The following is a 15,367-nucleotide window of genomic DNA, read 5'->3' on the forward strand; positions in this document are numbered from 1 at the left end:
TAATTGGCGCGGAGCGCCAATAGAGGCCGGTCTATTTCCCGAAGGGAAATTGGGCCCCAATTCGCGGAGCGAATCGCATTCCACGTTTGGAGCGCAGCGGAAAACGTGGAAATTCCCCTGAACGGGGAATGTGAAAAGGCGCGGAGCGTCTTTTCATCGCTCCAATCTGAAAACCCGAGCGAAGAATTCAAGGGAATTGGAATTCACCGGAATTACAATTCCGGAGGAATTGTTTCGTCTTTCCGGGGGCCGGTCGGGTGAATTCTCGGGCCGAATTCGACCGTTTCCGCCCTTCGGGCGCTGACTACGGAGGGTGATGGATCGTACGACGAACGCCCCAAATTCCTATGGGGAGGCCAAAATCCGGGGGGCACGGGGGGCACGGGGGGCACGGGCTCTATAACCGCAGGTCAGGAGGGTGTTTCCCGTGCCCCCCGGCGCGGCCGTGCCCCCGTGGCCGGGGGGCACGGGGGGCAGGACCGGGGGGCACGGCCCTGTCGGGGGGGCACGGGGGCCGTGGTGCCCCCCGGACCGGTACGACTACCGGTCACGATCCGTGAGGTTCGCCGGGCAAAAGGAATTCCCCCTACGGTGCTCCGGAGGGAGAATTCGCGGGGGGAATTCGGCGGGTCAGATGCCGATGTGTCGGCGGCCGGAATCGTAGAGGCGCCGGACGCTGGACTGCTTGTTGGCGTCGTCGTAGAGCGCGGTGGCAATGCGCCGCCAGGACAGGCCGTAGTGGTCGCGCAGGCGGACGACCTGCACAGCGGCGCGGCGCTCCAGGAGCCGTCCGAGCTCGGCGGTGGCCGTCGCCATGGCCACGGCGTACTCCTCGGTGGCGGGCTCGGTGTGGCCGGCCTCGCTCGCGCCGAGGGATTCGAGCGCGAAGGCGAGCTGGTCGCTCTCGACGGAGCGGGCGAGGTAGCCGCGGGGGTCGTCCGCCTGCGGCTCCCAGGTGATCTCTGCGCGGTTCCCGGCGGTCTTGGTGAGGGTCACAGCCATGGTGGGTCCTCCCCGATTCGGTCGGTGTGCGCGTTGTGCACGTCTCCACTATGGCAGGGGGGTGCGCAATGCGCAAGGGGCGTTGGTGACGTCGTGGCGTCACGACGCTACGACGTCACATACATGGCAAAACCCCTGCCAGACAAGGGCCTGGCAGGGGCACAGACGGCCGCAGGGCCGCCCGCTACGGCTTCAGCCGCCGTAGGAGCTTGCGCCGTACCGCGTCGTCCTCGCGGGCGAGCCGGATCAGCTCCCGGTAGACCTCGGCCTTGTCCAGCCGGGTCCGCCGGGCGTCGTCGCGCAGGCCGAGGATGAACCGGTCCACGTCGCTGGCCTCCTCGGGTTCCAGCCGGACCGTGTGGGCCACGGCGTCCTTCACGGCCGGGGCCGGGCGCCGGCCACCCCGCGACCTCCCCGGCCTGGAAGGAGCGGGCGCCGAAGGCGCTTCCTTCTGTTCTTCCTCCTGGACGTCGGGCGCGTCCTCCTGGCGGTCCGCCCCCTGGTCCTTCTCGGCCTCACGGCGCCGGAGATCCTGGAGGGTCTTCCAGTCGCCCGTCAGGCCGCCCATGTCCGGCGGGGGCAGAGAGCTGCGGGAGGCGTTCACGCGGCCAGCACCACCTTCGCCAGGTCCCGGTACCAGTCGGCGGCCTCGGACTTGGGCGCGTACTCCAGGACGGACTTCTTCTCGCGCCACGCCTTGCGGATGTCGGTCCGCTTGCGGATCTCCGCGATGACGGGCGGCTCACCGAGGCCGCGGAACGCGTCCAGCATGGAACTGACGATCTCGCCGTCGCGCATGTCGAACCGGCTCGGGACCAGGCCCAGGATGTCGATGTCCGTGCGCATGTCGGCGCACAGGATGCCGACCTGACGCAGGAGCAGACGCAGGGCGCGGATGCTGGAGTCCTCGGCCTCGACCGGGATCACGAGTCCGGAGCGCTTGCCGGGGCGCCGGCGCGCGGCCATCAGCGCGCACTCGGTCCCGATGCCGAGCGAGGGCGGGGCATCGAGCACCCCCGCGTCGAAGTCCTCCTCGAAGTGCTCCAGGAGGTGAGCCAGCCGCATCTCCCGGTTGGTCGCGGCGTACAGCCCCTTGTCGAGCAGGAACATGTCCAGGGAGGTCGGCAGGACCCACAGGTTCGGCCGGTACTCCACCAGGAGCTGGTGGGGGTCGCCGGTCCACTCCCCCAGAACCCAGCCCTTCATGGTCCGGCCCTCGGCAGCCTCGGGCACGCCCAAAGCCTCGGTCAGGTGACCTTGGGGGTCCCAGTCCACCAGGAGCGTGCGGCGGCCGTACTCGGCCAGGGCCGCGCCCAGGTTGATGGAGTTCGCCGTCTTGCCGACCCCACCCTTCTGGTTCGTCATGCTGTAGATGTCCACGGCGGCAGCGTAGAGCCTCCCGGCCCGCCCCGTGGTGACGCCACGACGCCACAGCCGCACGACGCCACGACGCGCCCTGTGCGGCCCCCTGTCGCGCTCGGACCAGGCCCGGGGGTTCCGGCCCGTCTGCCCAGCTCACAGCACGCGACAGCACCGCACACGACAGGCCCGCGCGACAGGCCGCGCGACAGCCGAGTGCCCAGCACCGAGGGTCGATGCTGGGCACTCGGCGAGCCGTTCTAGCCGCCGTTGGAGAAGCTGAAACCCTTCTCCGCTCGCTGGATCTCCTCGAAGTTTAGGCCGTTGGTCTCGGCCCACTCTTCGAGGTCGTCTGCGGTTTCGTACACCTCGGAAACCTCAGCGATCCGGTGCCAGGGGAAGAACGCCGCGCCGACCTGGAAGCTCCTCGACTCGTCCCCGTCGTTCTTGAACACGGTCAGTTCCCAGCAACCGGTGAGCCAGAGCCCGTGCTCTCGGAACTTGAGGTACTTGCCGCGGACGTCGATGCCTTCGGCGACGCCGTCCTCCCTGGTGCTGTCGGTGAACGTGATCGTGTAGTGCGGTTCGGAGGCAGCCATGCTGATGCCCTTTCAGTTCTGAGGACGGGTCAGTAGTCCACGCTGTGGATCGTGGACGCCGAGACGTTGATCAGGCCGCCCGGGATCCCGTACGCGTCCGCGATCAACGGAATGGCGACGTCGTAGTCGGGTCCGCCCTTGGCCTCCATGGCGTCGATGAACGTCTTCACGTCCGACCCGTGCAGCGTGCCGGACATCGTGCCCGACCACTCGGTATCCGAGATCACCCAGTCACCGTCCGCGCTCACGTGAAGGAACGGCGGGTAGACCCGCTCCGGCCGCTCCCCGGGCCCGGCCGGACCGCCCTCACCCTCGCCCTCCTCGCCGGGAGCCTCGGGAGGCGCCGCCTCCTCGGCCGGGGCCGAGGGAGCCGAGGGCGCGGACGGAGCAGACGGAGCCGAGGGAGCCTCGGGTGCCGGGGCCTCCTTCTTCTTCCCCCGGCCGAACAGCCGCCCGAGCAGACCGCCGCGCTTCTTCCCGCCCTCCTCAGCCGGGGCCGGGGTCGGCTCGGGCCGAGGCGCCGGCGCCGGGGTCGGGGTCGGCTCTGGGCGCGGGCCCTCCTCGCGGTCCTTGCCCCTGCCGAACTTCCACCACTTGGCCATGGGTCACTCCCCCCGCTGGTTCAGGTACCGGTCCAGTGCGCCGTGGGCGCCGGTCTTGTGCTCCGGGGCGTCCAGGAGCGGAAGGAGCTCGGCCATGGGTGCCTGGCCCTCGATGCTCCAGGAGCGGCCCGAGGTGCCGATCTCCATGGACGCGGGCTTGGCCGCCATCGGATCGGCGTCGTCGCTCACGTAGGTGGCGGCGTCCACGTAGACGCTCAGCGGGAGACGGCCGTCCTCCCGGGCGAACTTGGCCAGACCCCGGTAGAGGTTCGCCGTCGCGTGCGCGATCAGCATGTGCGCCCAGTCGGGCCGGAAGTACACGTCCTTGGTGAAGTCGCCGCCGGTCGCGTGGTCGGTCTTGTGCTCCCGCCGGGAGAGGTAGCCGCGGAAGCTCTGGTAGATCCGGCCGTGCACCTGCTTGGCCCACTTCGCTCCGGGCCGTCCGTCCTCCATGGCCGCCACGATCCGGTTGCGGCTGGTGGACATCAGCTTGTACATGCGGGACAGGGCCGCCGGGGAGGTCTCCCAGTGCCAGGACTCCAGCACCTTCGGCGTCCACTCCTGGTACTCATCCATCAGGAGCTCCACGCTCGGGGTCGGCAGCCAATAGCCGCCCTCGGGCATCTCGCGGAACTGGAAGTCCGGCAGGCCCGGCAGACCGGTGCCGGGGACGTCGGCCAGCCGCCAGTACCCGGCCATCCCCTTGTCGAACGGCGTGCCCTCGCCGCCGTGGGTCGGCTCCCCGATGCCGAGCTTGGTCGGCCCGTACGCGCCGAGCCAGGCCGCCGTCTTGTCGTACCGGTGCAGCCAGCCGCCCGCCCGCTCGGCCTCGGTCGGCTCGCGGTGCCACTGCTGCGGGACCATCAGCGGCACCATGCGCAGACCCTGCGCGGCCGGGGGCACGGCGCCCTCGCGCACGGCCTGGCACAGGAACTCGGTCTTGCCCTTCCCGCCGGCGAAGTCCTCGCCGGTCTGGTTCGGGCCTTGGAAGTACGGCACGACCTTGGGCCGCTCCTGGGTGCCGTGCAGCGTGGACATCAGGTAGACCATCAGCGCGTCCAGGAGGACTTCCGGGGTCTCGGCCCCGCCCCAGCCTCCCCGGCCGGGCTGCTTGGCCTTGTCGAACCGGTGCTCATAGGCGGGCACGGCCACGACCACCCGGCGGTCCCGTGCGGTCTCGTCGGCCAGGACCAGCGTCATCCATGCCGTGATCCCGGCCGGGTGCAGCTCGGCCACGGGCGACCCGGCCGATGGGATCGCCCACGGGTGCGCCACGGGGTTCATCGCCCCCGGCGGCTTCACCGAGTCTTCCTCGCCCTTGCCCTCGGCCGCCCGGGTCTGGGCCATGCCCAGCTTCCGCCGCTCCTCGAACGAGGGCAGGCCCATGGCCTCCATGGCCTCCTGGTGGACCCAGAGCGTCTTGAGCCCGTACGCGGCCACCAGGGCTGGCACGTCGTCCACCGAGCGGGGCACGGGCACCTTCACCGGCTCCCGGTTGGGCAGATGCAGCACCCCGTTGCCCAGGACGCCGAACCGGGTCGCGGATAGGGTGCGGCCGATCGCCCGCGCCTCGAGGGAGGCGAACGAGCGGTCCGTCACGCGCTCGGCGGCCTCGGGGAAGACGATCCGGGGCGGAGCCGTGGGCCGGGGTGGAGCCTGCACGGTCCTTGTGACGTCACGACGCCGTGACGCTGCGGCGTCGGCATCCTGGGCCTGAACTGCGGCGGCAGGGTTCCGGTAGGTCTCCATGGCCCGGTTCTCGGCCGCCACGGTGGCCGAGTCGTCGCCGGGTACCGGAGCCTGGTCCGGGGTCACCTGCGGCGGCGTCTCGCGGTCGGTGAAGGCTTCCTGGGCCTTGGCTGGGTCGAAGATGTACGCCCGTCCCGGCAGCGCGTCGCGCAGCTCCCGGGTGGCGTGCTTGGACGCCAGCTTGGTCTTCTCGGTCGTCTTCAGCACGCCGCGCCGCTTCAGCTCCTGGAGGCCCGGCACGGGCGAGTCGATGCCGCCCGCCTTCACCAGCTCGGCCAGCGTCGCCACGTACACGTAGACCTGGCCCTGGTGGTAGTAGCCCAGCACCCGCCGGGGCTTGAACTCCTGGCCAGCCCAGACTTCCGGAGCCAGGATCGTGGACTGGACCCACGCGGCGGGCTCCTGGACGATGGCGCCGGCCACCTTCTCCCACAGGATCTGTCCCGGGGTCAGGTGGTGCTCGATGGCCTCACCGAGGATGCGCGGGAGCTCCCGGCGGGCGTCCTCCTCGGCCATCGCGCCGAGCTCGGGCATCCCCAGGAGCTCCGCGAGCATGTACGCGCCGACGCACCACGCGGACAGGATGCGGGCCAGGGTCAGCGGGATGCCGCCGTTGTTCCGGGTCTCCTCGGTCGCCAGACGGTCCACGATCTCCGTGTGCAGCTCCCGCCAGGTCGCCATCCGCTCGGCCGTGAAGAATCCGCCGTCCCGTGCCCACACCAGCGGCCAGCCGTGGAAGCGCGAGGCCAGGTCGAACGCCTCGGCCGTCGCGGGTGCGGCGGTGAAGAACGGGCCGTTCAACTGGAGGAGGCGGGAGGCCAGGGACTCCACCTGGCCCTGGCGGTGCAGCGACTCGTTTGAGGAGGTGACGAAGATGCTGTGCCAGGTGCCGACCGACTTCACGAGCGCGTTGCCCTTGCCCAGCCGCCCGCGCTTGGCGCCCGCCACGATCCGCTGGAACAGCTTCTCCAGCTCGGGCAGCGACAGGGCCGAGGAGGACGTCTCCTCGCGGCACATCGGCAGGTAGCGGGCCTGAATCAGGATCTCGGGCAGGGACAGGCCCGTGTTGTTCATCGAGCCGAACAGCTCGCCGGTCTCCTCGCTCGGGTCGCCCATCAGCGCGCACATGACCTGCTGCACGCTCGACTTACCGATCTGCCCGCCGCCGGTCAGGTTCAGGATGTGCGCCGGGACGCCGTGCAGGCTGGAGATCAGCGGGCCCGCGAACATCGCGGACAGGACCAGCGTCGTGCGGGGCGACTGCGTGGCCAGGTGCATGACCCGGGCCCACCCCTTGCGGGCAGCCTCCTGGTCCAGCTCGCGCACCTTGAGGTAGCCGTACTCCTGGGCGTCGGCGTCGGGGAGTGTCAGGCCGCCGGCCGCGTCCTTCACCGGCAGGGCCGGGACCTCCTCGGCCGCCATGACGTCCTCACCGAAGATCTGCGCGTAGGCGTGCCGCGCATCGGGGGTGGTGGGGCGCTGTCTGCCTGCGCGGTCGGCCCAGGTGCCGTCCAGCACTTCCTCGGCCGAGACGATCCGCGGACCCTCCTCGGTCTGGATCTGGTACGCGATCTTCGTGTGCCGCCGGTCGGACATGCGGTAGGTGATCCGGCCCATGACCACGGGCACGGTGCCCACGGGCAGAGCCGGGGCGTCCTTGCTCGCGCGGTGCAGAAGCATCCGGTCCACGGGCCGGAAGAACCAGCCCGCCTTCAGGCCCGCGATCGGCCGAGCGCCGACAGGGGTCCCTTCCCGTTCGAGGTTCGAGACCGTCCCGCCCGTGCCCCGCTTCTGCCGGGGTACCTCTTCCGCAGACTCTGAGGTCTGCGGGTGCTGCTGATTCACGTGTGCCCTTCTGGGCCACCGCCAGAGTGATCGCCAGAAGGGGGGAGGAGAAATCTCCCCACCTCTGCCTTACACTCGGCAATGACTGCTAGGTCAACGCGAACCCGTTCCGGGACTTCGACTCTGCTTGAGGCTTCGATTCCTCATGCAGAGCCCGGTGCGGGTTTTCGCGTTTGCGGATCTTGTTTTTGGTTTTGTGCAGCTTACGCCGCGTACCGGACACCTCTACGCGCGGTAGGGACACCACTCGGTCAGGTGGCGTTCGGAGCCTTGCCACGCAGGATGCTCAGGATCTGGGCCAAGGCTTCCTGGTGCTGTGTGAGTGCGGCCTTCATCTGCTCCTGGCCCTTCTCCAGCCGGTCGAGCGACGCGGTGTGGTTCGCCAGGGCGATGGTGTGCTCGGTCTGCTTGTCGATCACCCGCTGGAGCTTCTCGTTCAGGATGCGGGCCATTTCCTGGCTGATCGGGTCTTCCGGCATCTGGGCTTTCCTCCCCTTGGTGGCGTCATGACGTCGTGGGTTCGTGACGTCCTCTACTGCTTTGGTGTGACCGGTTCAACGGGCCACTGGGCTGACTCATCGCGTCGCAGCTCACTGACCAGCTCTACACGGTCGGCGGGGATGACGCGGGATGTCACCTCGATGATCTGTTCAGTCTGGGCGGACTTGCCCGCCCAAAGCAGCTCGAAGATGGGTGCCTCAGTGCTGATGTCCAGGAGCGTGGCTTCTTCGCGGCTGGGCAAGCGACCCCGGCCGTATTCGGTCCAGGAGATTGGACCGTGGCCAGCCTCTTCCAGCCGGTCCAGATAGCCGCCTGGCCCGGTGTTCGGCTCGGCTGCTTGCGGCGCGTCCCGGACGACTTCGGCGGACAACCAGGTGTCAACGATCTGGAATGGGGGCTCCCCTGCGGGAGAGGTCACACGGCGACGTCGAAGGACGGCGATGCCGGGCTCTATCCCGAGGACTTCCGCGATCCGCTCAGGGATGGGCTCGTAACTGGTCACTGGCCTGCCGTGGGTGTCCCAGGGTTCGTCAGGGGAGGACGCCGCAGGGCCGACATACCCGCGTCGAGGGTCGCGATAGATGAGCTGTCCGCGGCTGATCCGACGTCGCTGCACTCGCCAGTCCAGGACTCGGATGCCGGCCTTTTTGACGACCCTGATCAGCCCCTCGCGCTCCAGCACCCCGAGTGCGGAGCTGATGACTCCGCGCCCGACGCCGTAGGTATCCGTGAGTTCGGCATACGTCGGCAGCTTGGCGCCGATTGCGTACTCACCCTCATGGATGCGCGCTCGCAGATCATCCGCGACCTGCTCATAACGGGGCATGTGCCCTCCCTTCCTCAGTACAGGAGTGATCCTCTCACAGGAAACAGTACCGGTACTGTTTGACACGATGCCAGCCGGAGGGCAATATCAGTACCGGTACAGCTTGCCTCCATGGAAGCAGTACCGACCTGTGCACGAAAGCGGCCCCAGGGTTGGCGTCCTACCGCCGCCCAGGGGCCTGAGATCGACACCCGTTCTGACCCACAGAAGGGACCGATCCTTCATGGATCGTATCGACGCTTCGCAGCTCTCCGCAGAAGCCGCGGAACGCCTTGACAGGCTGTTCCGCCTCTACTCCGGCCGGGTCCTGGCCTACGCCGTGACCCGCGCCAAGTGCCCCGCCGACGCCGCCGACATCGCCGGTGACGCCTGGGTGCTGGCCTGCCGGTACATCAGCGGCCTCCGGGCTGACGACGACCACGCCATGCCGTGGCTCTCGTCGGTCGTCCGGACCGCGGCCCGCAACCACTACCGCCCTCGCCGCGCGAGTGAGCAGCCCCGGGACTGGACGGACGCCGTGGCGTCCTTCTCTCTCCAGGCCGCCCCGCCGGCCTATGCGGACGTGCTCGCCTTCGCCGCGCTCACGCCCCGCCAAGCCGCCGTCTGGAAGCTCAAGTCCCAGGGCTTGAGTGACCGCCGGATCGAGCTTCGCCTCGGTCGGTCGGAGACCGCGATCCGCAAGCGCAAGCACGCGGGTGCCCGCCGTCTCCGCTCCTCCATGGCGCTGGCCCGGTGATGGGCCGTGAACGTTCTGCTCTCCGTGCTGCGGCACATGTGGCAGTGCTCCGGCTGCGGGGCTTGGATCGTCGCGGACTCGAACCCCGGAAAGTGCGGGCAGTGCTGATGTCCCTCTTCCGCCGGACCGAGAAGGCCGCCGACGACTTCGCTCGTACCGGGCGACTCCTGGAGGGACTGGAGGCCGCGTACGCCGCGCGTACCGGTGACCCGGCCTCCGACCTTCCGCTCACCGACTTCGAGGATGTCGTCATCGAGGGCGCGATGCCGCTGCCCGGCGAGACGTACCCGCCCGCCGGCCACTCGTTCCCGAGGAGGGGCTGACCATGGCCAAGCCCAACACCAAGCCGTTCGACCGCCAGATCCGCGAGGCCGAGTCCAAGCTCCAGCGCGTCCGCAACGGCGAGATCAGCGCCCTGTCCGGCGGTGAACAGGCCCGCGCCTTCCTGCACATCGGCCGTGGCGTCCGCCGGGTGATCCGTGGCAAGTCCACGTCCGGCCCGGACCGAGCCGTGGACCGCGTGTTCGCGGACGCCGAGGAGCGGATTGGCGCCGAACTTCAGGCCGCCAGGACCGCCCGCCAGGCCGTCATCTCCGAGGCCGCCACCGCCAAGGTCGCCAAGCGCGCCGAATCGAAGTGGTGGTGACCATGGCGAGCGAGAAGGCCCTGAACCCGCCGAAGGGCGAGTGCCGCCAGTGCTGGCTTCACGCCTACGACAGCCGCGAGCAGCACCAGCACCTGGCCCCGCGCGAGGACTGCCCGGCGTGTGTGTCCCACATGGGCGGTCGCTGCCCCGACTCGATGATCGTGCGGTGACGGCATGAGGACCCTGATTGCCCTCCCCGTGTTCTACGCCGTCTCCCGTGCGCCGCAGCTCCTGGCCGCGCTCGTCGGGCTCGGCCTGGCCCTCGGGACCCGCGCCGCCGGCGCCTCCCCGCTGGGCATGGTCGCGGTCGCCCTCCTCGGCCTCCTGGCCGTCCGGCTCGCCTGCGCCCTGCCGGTCCTGCGCCTGCCCAAGGGTGGACGCCGCGCCGTGCGGGACGCGTGTTGGCAGGCCGCCGACGCCGTGGCCGACTGGGCCCGCTGGACCTACGTCCCCTCCCCCGACGACTCCCACTGACTCCCCGTGGTGACGCCACGACGCCACAGCGCCACAGCGTCACCACGGTCCCGAAAGGACAGCTCACTGTGAAGTTCAAGACCGAGAAGCGTTCCCGCGTCGTCCAGCACACCCGTGACGGCATCACCCACGACGTCACCGAGCCCTACGAGATCCGGACGCCCGTCATGCCGGCCGACTGGGACCAGTACGCCATCAAGGCAGCCGTCACCGTCGTCGCGCTCCTGACCGCCGTGGCGGTCGTCTGGTCCACGTACTCCATCGGCGCCCTCCTGGACGGGGGCATGGGCTACGCCGGGGCCGCCGTGTTCGACGCCGCATGGATCGTCAACGTCCTCATGGAGTACCTGGCCCGGTTCGACCCGGCCAAGCGGTCGTTCTCCAAGAAGGTCGGCTGGCTCCTCCTGGCCGCCACGATGGGCTCGATCTTCTGGCACGGCCTCCTGGCCGGGTCCGTCGCCCTGGGGGTCGTCGGCGCGGCCGTCTCCCTGTTCGCCAAGGTCCTCTGGATGGGGATCATGCGGTTCATCAACCGCGACCTGTCCCAGGCGGACCAGCAGTGGGTGAAGGCGGAGATCAGCCGCTCGAACGCCCAGCTCGCCATCGCAGGTGTCCGCCGCCAGGTCGCCCGTGCGGAGAACCGCGCCGCCCTGGAGCTCCTGGCCGCCGAGCAGACCCGCACCGAGGTCTCCGACTGGATGGCCACGACCGCCCCGGCCGTGGAGGTCAGCACCGCCCCGGCCGCCGTGTCCGCCGGAACGTCCACGGCATCCGCCCTCACGTCCGCCCCGGAAGGTGACGCCGCGACGCTGCGACGCCGTGACGTCACCAAGCCCGGAAACCCGCTGTTTCAGGCCCCCGCCATCCGCAAGGATGAGGACGGATATCCGGCGGATGACGAGTTCGCCCAGGTCAGCGCGACGGACAACGTGCACGCCATCCGCCCGGACGTCCGCCCCGCCCCGGAGACCACGCCCGAGCCCCCCGCCGCCGCCCACGCCGACGACGACCGGGTGCCCGAGCAGACCCCCCGCCGTCCCTCCATCGCGTCCGCCGTCCGCAAGGCCGTCCAGGACGGAGTGATGGACGCGGAGACGATCGTCCGCTCCCTCGGAGAGCGGTTCGACCGCACCGAGGACCCGAAGTTCGCGGCCACGGTCAAGCGCTACGTCCGCGAGGCCAAGCAGGAGCAGACCGACGACCAGGCCCACGGCCTTTACCTGTAGCCCCCACGGCCGGGAGTGTCCCCCAAGACAGTCCCAGGACACTCCCGGCCGTCTCTCCAGGTCAACACACCAATCCAACGTCCAATGTCCCCCTGAAGGGATCACCCTCGTGAGCTACGCGACGTACATGGAGAAGGCGGAACAGATCCTCGAATCCGCCCGCGCGATCCTCAACGACAAGCCGGACGAGCGACAGCTTCAGCGTGCCCGCGCCGCCATCACCCTGGCTGAGGCGTACGGCCGACTGGCCAGCATCGCCTCCCGCAAGGAGCGGGAGGAGTCGCGATGAGCTACGTACAGACCACCCACGGCGCCGACTTCTTTGGCCAGGACACCCACAGCACCAAGGCCGTCCGGGACCTGGCCGCCTGCGCCCGCGGCTGCCTCCCGTACGACGTCCGCGAGCCCCTGGCCCGGCTCCTGGAGTTCGCCGGCACCGAGACCGAGGCGACCATCCCGGCCGACCAGGCCGAGACGTTCGCGGACCTCCTGCGGACCGTGGCCAGCCACCGCTTCACCAAGGCCAAGGCCGCCAAGGTCGCCCGCCTCCTGGGTGACTCGGCCGCCCGCGCGGCGGCCGAGGGCGAGCCCTGGACCTGGACCACGACCGCCACCGGATGACCTGTCCGGTCCGGGCGAGAAAGTCCGGCCCGGACTGTCACACGGAGCCCGAAAACCACACCTCTACCAAGTGAGACCCCGAAATCCGGGTGTCAGTCCCACCAGCCAAGATCCATCCCATAGGGGATTCGCTCCCGCCCGGCAGGCCCCACTCCTGCCAGAGATTGCCTGCCGGGCGGGCCGGGTCCCCCGAGTACGAGGGGAACTCGATGCACAGCATGACGGCCGCCCTCGCGGCTGGCACCAAGGCACCGCCGGACCCGGCCACCCAGGAACAGGGCGGCCGGGTCACCGAGCTGTTGGGCCAAGCGTGGAACTGGTCCGCCGGACACCTCCCCGGCGGGAACCTCACCGTCATCGGCGCCGTGATCGTCCTGGCCATGCTCGCGGACGGCCACAAGAAGAGCGGCGCCGCCAAGACTGACTGGAAGAAGGCCGACCAGGCCGTCGCGGGCATCTTCCGCAAGCTCTACGGCACCGTCCGCGGCCTGGTCCTGGCCGTCTGGGCCGTCCTGCGGTTCTACGGTGGCCGGGAGCTCCGGGGCGAGCCCCGCTCGGACGCCACGTTCCTGCGCTCGGGCAAGCTCACGTCCGCCGGCGCCCCGCAGGTCGAGGCCGTGGCCATGGAGTCCATCGCCCTGGCCCCGCCGAGGGTGAGCCTGGTCAAGCCTCAGCGCCGCCAGCCGCGCCCGTGGGCACTCGCCACGGCGGCCTGGATCGAGACCTACAGCGGCAAGGGCGCCCGCGCCCTGGACAGGGCCGTCCGTGCCCTGGACAGGGCCGTCCGTGCCGCCCTGTGGGCCGTCCGCGCCGCCGTGCGCGTCTGGCGCTTCCTGGTGGCCGTGTGGGGCGTCCTGCGGGCCGTCTACGGCTTCCTGGCTCCGATCGTCACCACCATCGCCCGCATGGTTCGCCTGTGGCACACCTGGCCGTACGCCGCCCGCGGCCTGGCCCGCGTCGCCATGACGGCCGCCCTCCTCGGCCTCCTGGTCCCGGCCTGGCGGACGATGACCGTCGTCCTCCTGGTCCTGGCCCTCGGAGCCGTCGCCGCCGCCGCGCACCGCTTCCAGCCCAAGCCGCCCGGCGACAACGCGGTGTACGGCCCGAAGATCTGGCCCATCCTGAGCCACGACCTCGGCCTGCCCGAGGACGAGCCCTGGGAGAACTGGCTGCACCTCCCCGAGCGCCTGGCCGACGCCGACGCGCGGATGGTCGTCCGCCTCCCCTGGGACTTCCGCGGCTCCGAGGGGGAGCGGGAGGCCCTGACGGCCCTGCTCAACTCCCGCGTGCCGGGGGAGTGGGTCGGCCGCTTCAGGTTCACGGGTGAGCACGCCACGGCCGTCTACACCCACAAGCCGCCGCCCAAGCCGCCGGCGCCCACGCCCGAGCCTCCGGGCGCCGTGGATATCTGGGACCCGAAGGTTCAGGAGATTCTGGCCGCCCTCGGACCGGATGAGTTCTACTGCGGACAGGACACGTTCAACCAGCCCATCATTCAGAAGATGAGCGACGAACAGGCCCACTGGGCCCTGTCCGTCGGCTCGGGTGGCGGTAAGTCCGCATTCCTTCAGTGGCTCGCCGTCCAGATGCTGATGAAGCGCGGAACCATCATCGGAATCGACCCCAAGATGGTCAGCCTTACGCCCCTCATCGGAATTCATGGCGTGCACCTCTACGGCAACCCGCAGGCACCCCAGGACATGCGCGCGACGCTGGAATGGGTCGTCCAGGTCGTCAACGCCCGGAACTACGAGAAGAAGCACAAGACGCGGACGGAATTCCTCCCGCTCTACGTGTTCCTGGAAGAGTGCAACCAGCTTGCCGACATTCTGAAGGAGGAATACACCGCCACCAAGGAAAGCGGCGCCCCGGCCGGTGACCCGATTTGGCGCGACGCGGTGGCTTCGACCCTCCGCCTCGGCCGTGAGGTCAACGTCCACATCATCGCCGTATTCCAGGACTTCAAGGACACGCAATTCGGCGGCGTCTCCCTCGTTCCCCTCTTCCCTTTCAAGATTCTGGGCAGCTACCGGGAACAGCAGTGGAAGCGGATTATGGGCGCGAGTTTCCCCATGCCGCCCATTCAGAAGAAGGCCGGTCGAATGGTTCTCGTGACGGACACCGGAGACGTCACCCGAATTCAGACGCCCTACGCCCCGTGGGACCCGGAACTCACCAAGGATGAGAACCAGCAGGAGGCGTACAGGCTCCTGACGGCCTACTACAAGGAGCTGCGCGCCGAGCACGGCTACAGCACCGAGGGCCTGTACGTCGCCCCGCCGGCGCACTCCCCGGAGGTCGCGCCCGCGCTCATCAGGGCGGTGTCACGCGACAGTGCTCCCGAGGGCCCGAACGGGGGTTCTGAGGGGGGTCTGAGCGACGAAACCGCAGGTCGCGGTGTCACGCCCGAGGGGAGCGTGACACCCGGCGTGACAGGCCAGCGTGACAGGCTCCGGCTCATCCCGGGCCAGGGCGGCGCCAAGGCCGCTGGGAGCCCCCTGGAGGCCCCCACGCTCCTCACGATCGCCGAGATCGCCCGGGAGATGCAGGCCCGCGGCTACGACATCGAGGCCGGTCTGATCCGCCAGCACAAGCGGCGCCGGGAAAGCACCGGATTCCCGGTCGGAATCGAGAACGACGGGGCCGAGAAGTTCACCCTGACCCAGCTCCTGGCGTTCTACGAGCAGCGCGGCATTGAGAAGCGCGAAGAAAGCAAGGTAGGGGCCGAACAGGGCGACGCTGTCTGACCTGCACAAACGCGGTAGGCCCCTTCTCCGGAGGGGGCCTATTTGCATGTCCGGACCCCCTCTGATACCTTGCTAAACAATTCGATAAAGCCCTAGAAAGGGGTCAGAAATGCCGAAAGAAAAGCCGTGCGATAACTGCGGGGAAATGTGTGGAGACCCCTGCTGTGGGAAATGCCCGCACTGCGGGGGAGAACTCGAAGAGGATTATACGAATTGGCCTAATCCGTGCATGAAATGCCGTCTAGAAGAACACAAAAGGCAACTCCTAGAGCCTCCTCTATTCGACATCTAAAGCGTTCTGAGCGCGAAGCGCGAAGAATTCGGATTCATGTCATAAAGCGATCCCAATTCGCGCAGAATTCCGCGCACTAAAGCCCCGAAGCGCGAAGCGCGAGGAATTCGGATTCGCTTAGAATTGCATCGCAATTCTTTAT

At 69.2% G+C, this 15,367-nt stretch carries 17 protein-coding genes; 9 read left to right on the forward strand and 8 right to left on the reverse strand.

Annotated elements, in window-relative coordinates:
* Window positions 1-630: 630 nt before the first annotated feature.
* The 8 genes from OHB41_RS51755 to OHB41_RS51790 form a co-directional block, all read right to left on the reverse strand.
* Complete coding sequence (locus OHB41_RS51755; RefSeq protein ID WP_266709744.1) at window positions 631-1,002, reverse strand: hypothetical protein; 372 nt, start codon at window positions 1,000-1,002, stop codon at window positions 631-633.
* Window positions 1,003-1,186: 184 nt separating this feature from the next.
* Window positions 1,187-1,606: a hypothetical protein gene (locus OHB41_RS51760; protein ID WP_266709746.1), complete on the reverse strand. Its 420-nt coding sequence runs from the start codon at window positions 1,604-1,606 to the stop codon at window positions 1,187-1,189.
* Window positions 1,603-2,382 (reverse strand): ParA family protein, encoded by a 780-nt coding sequence (locus OHB41_RS51765; protein WP_266709748.1) that lies wholly within the window; start codon window positions 2,380-2,382, stop codon window positions 1,603-1,605. Before OHB41_RS51765 ends, OHB41_RS51760 begins: the two co-directional genes overlap by 4 nt.
* 239 nt (window positions 2,383-2,621) lie before the next feature.
* Window positions 2,622-2,960, reverse strand: a complete 339-nt coding sequence (locus OHB41_RS51770; protein ID WP_266709750.1) for a hypothetical protein — start codon at window positions 2,958-2,960, stop codon at window positions 2,622-2,624.
* Window positions 2,961-2,989: 29 nt separating this feature from the next.
* Window positions 2,990-3,562 (reverse strand): hypothetical protein, encoded by a 573-nt coding sequence (locus OHB41_RS51775; RefSeq protein WP_266709752.1) that lies wholly within the window; start codon window positions 3,560-3,562, stop codon window positions 2,990-2,992.
* Window positions 3,563-3,565: 3 nt separating this feature from the next.
* Window positions 3,566-7,156, reverse strand: coding sequence for a DUF927 domain-containing protein (locus OHB41_RS51780; protein ID WP_266709754.1), 3,591 nt, complete (start codon window positions 7,154-7,156; stop codon window positions 3,566-3,568).
* A gap of 251 nt (window positions 7,157-7,407) precedes the next feature.
* Window positions 7,408-7,635, reverse strand: coding sequence for a hypothetical protein (locus OHB41_RS51785; protein ID WP_266709756.1), 228 nt, complete (start codon window positions 7,633-7,635; stop codon window positions 7,408-7,410).
* A gap of 53 nt (window positions 7,636-7,688) precedes the next feature.
* Window positions 7,689-8,483, reverse strand: coding sequence for a GntR family transcriptional regulator (locus OHB41_RS51790; RefSeq protein WP_266709758.1), 795 nt, complete (start codon window positions 8,481-8,483; stop codon window positions 7,689-7,691).
* A gap of 223 nt (window positions 8,484-8,706) precedes the next feature.
* On the opposite strand from OHB41_RS51790, the gene OHB41_RS51795 reads away from it, so the two are divergent.
* From OHB41_RS51795 to OHB41_RS51835, 9 genes are all read left to right on the forward strand, one after another.
* Entirely contained in the window at window positions 8,707-9,219 is a 513-nt protein-coding gene (locus OHB41_RS51795; RefSeq protein WP_266709760.1) for an RNA polymerase sigma factor, read from the forward strand.
* 101 nt (window positions 9,220-9,320) lie between these two features.
* The gene (locus OHB41_RS51800) at window positions 9,321-9,542 is read left to right on the forward strand and encodes a hypothetical protein (RefSeq protein ID WP_266709762.1); all 222 of its coding nucleotides are present in this window, start codon (window positions 9,321-9,323) and stop codon (window positions 9,540-9,542) included.
* A 2-nt stretch (window positions 9,543-9,544) separates the two neighbouring features.
* The gene (locus OHB41_RS51805; protein ID WP_266709764.1) at window positions 9,545-9,865 is read left to right on the forward strand and encodes a hypothetical protein; all 321 of its coding nucleotides are present in this window, start codon (window positions 9,545-9,547) and stop codon (window positions 9,863-9,865) included.
* A gap of 2 nt (window positions 9,866-9,867) precedes the next feature.
* On the forward strand, window positions 9,868-10,035 hold the full coding sequence (locus tag OHB41_RS51810) for a pRL2-8 (RefSeq protein WP_266709766.1): 168 nt from the start codon (window positions 9,868-9,870) through the stop codon (window positions 10,033-10,035).
* A gap of 4 nt (window positions 10,036-10,039) precedes the next feature.
* A complete protein-coding gene (locus OHB41_RS51815) occupies window positions 10,040-10,339 on the forward strand; it encodes a hypothetical protein (RefSeq protein ID WP_266709768.1) in 300 nt (99 codons plus the stop codon).
* Window positions 10,340-10,407: 68 nt separating this feature from the next.
* Window positions 10,408-11,565, forward strand: coding sequence for a hypothetical protein (locus tag OHB41_RS51820; RefSeq protein ID WP_266709770.1), 1,158 nt, complete (start codon window positions 10,408-10,410; stop codon window positions 11,563-11,565).
* A 109-nt stretch (window positions 11,566-11,674) separates the two neighbouring features.
* A complete protein-coding gene (locus OHB41_RS51825) occupies window positions 11,675-11,854 on the forward strand; it encodes a hypothetical protein (protein ID WP_266709772.1) in 180 nt (59 codons plus the stop codon).
* A complete protein-coding gene (locus OHB41_RS51830) occupies window positions 11,851-12,186 on the forward strand; it encodes a DUF7739 domain-containing protein (protein ID WP_266709774.1) in 336 nt (111 codons plus the stop codon). The genes OHB41_RS51825 and OHB41_RS51830 overlap by 4 nt, the downstream gene beginning before the upstream one ends.
* Before the next feature lie 209 nt (window positions 12,187-12,395).
* On the forward strand, window positions 12,396-14,933 hold the full coding sequence (locus tag OHB41_RS51835) for a P-loop NTPase family protein (RefSeq protein ID WP_266709776.1): 2,538 nt from the start codon (window positions 12,396-12,398) through the stop codon (window positions 14,931-14,933).
* Window positions 14,934-15,367 lie beyond the last annotated feature (434 nt).

Source organism: Streptomyces sp. NBC_01571, assembly GCF_026339875.1.
GTDB lineage: Bacteria > Actinomycetota > Actinomycetes > Streptomycetales > Streptomycetaceae > Streptomyces.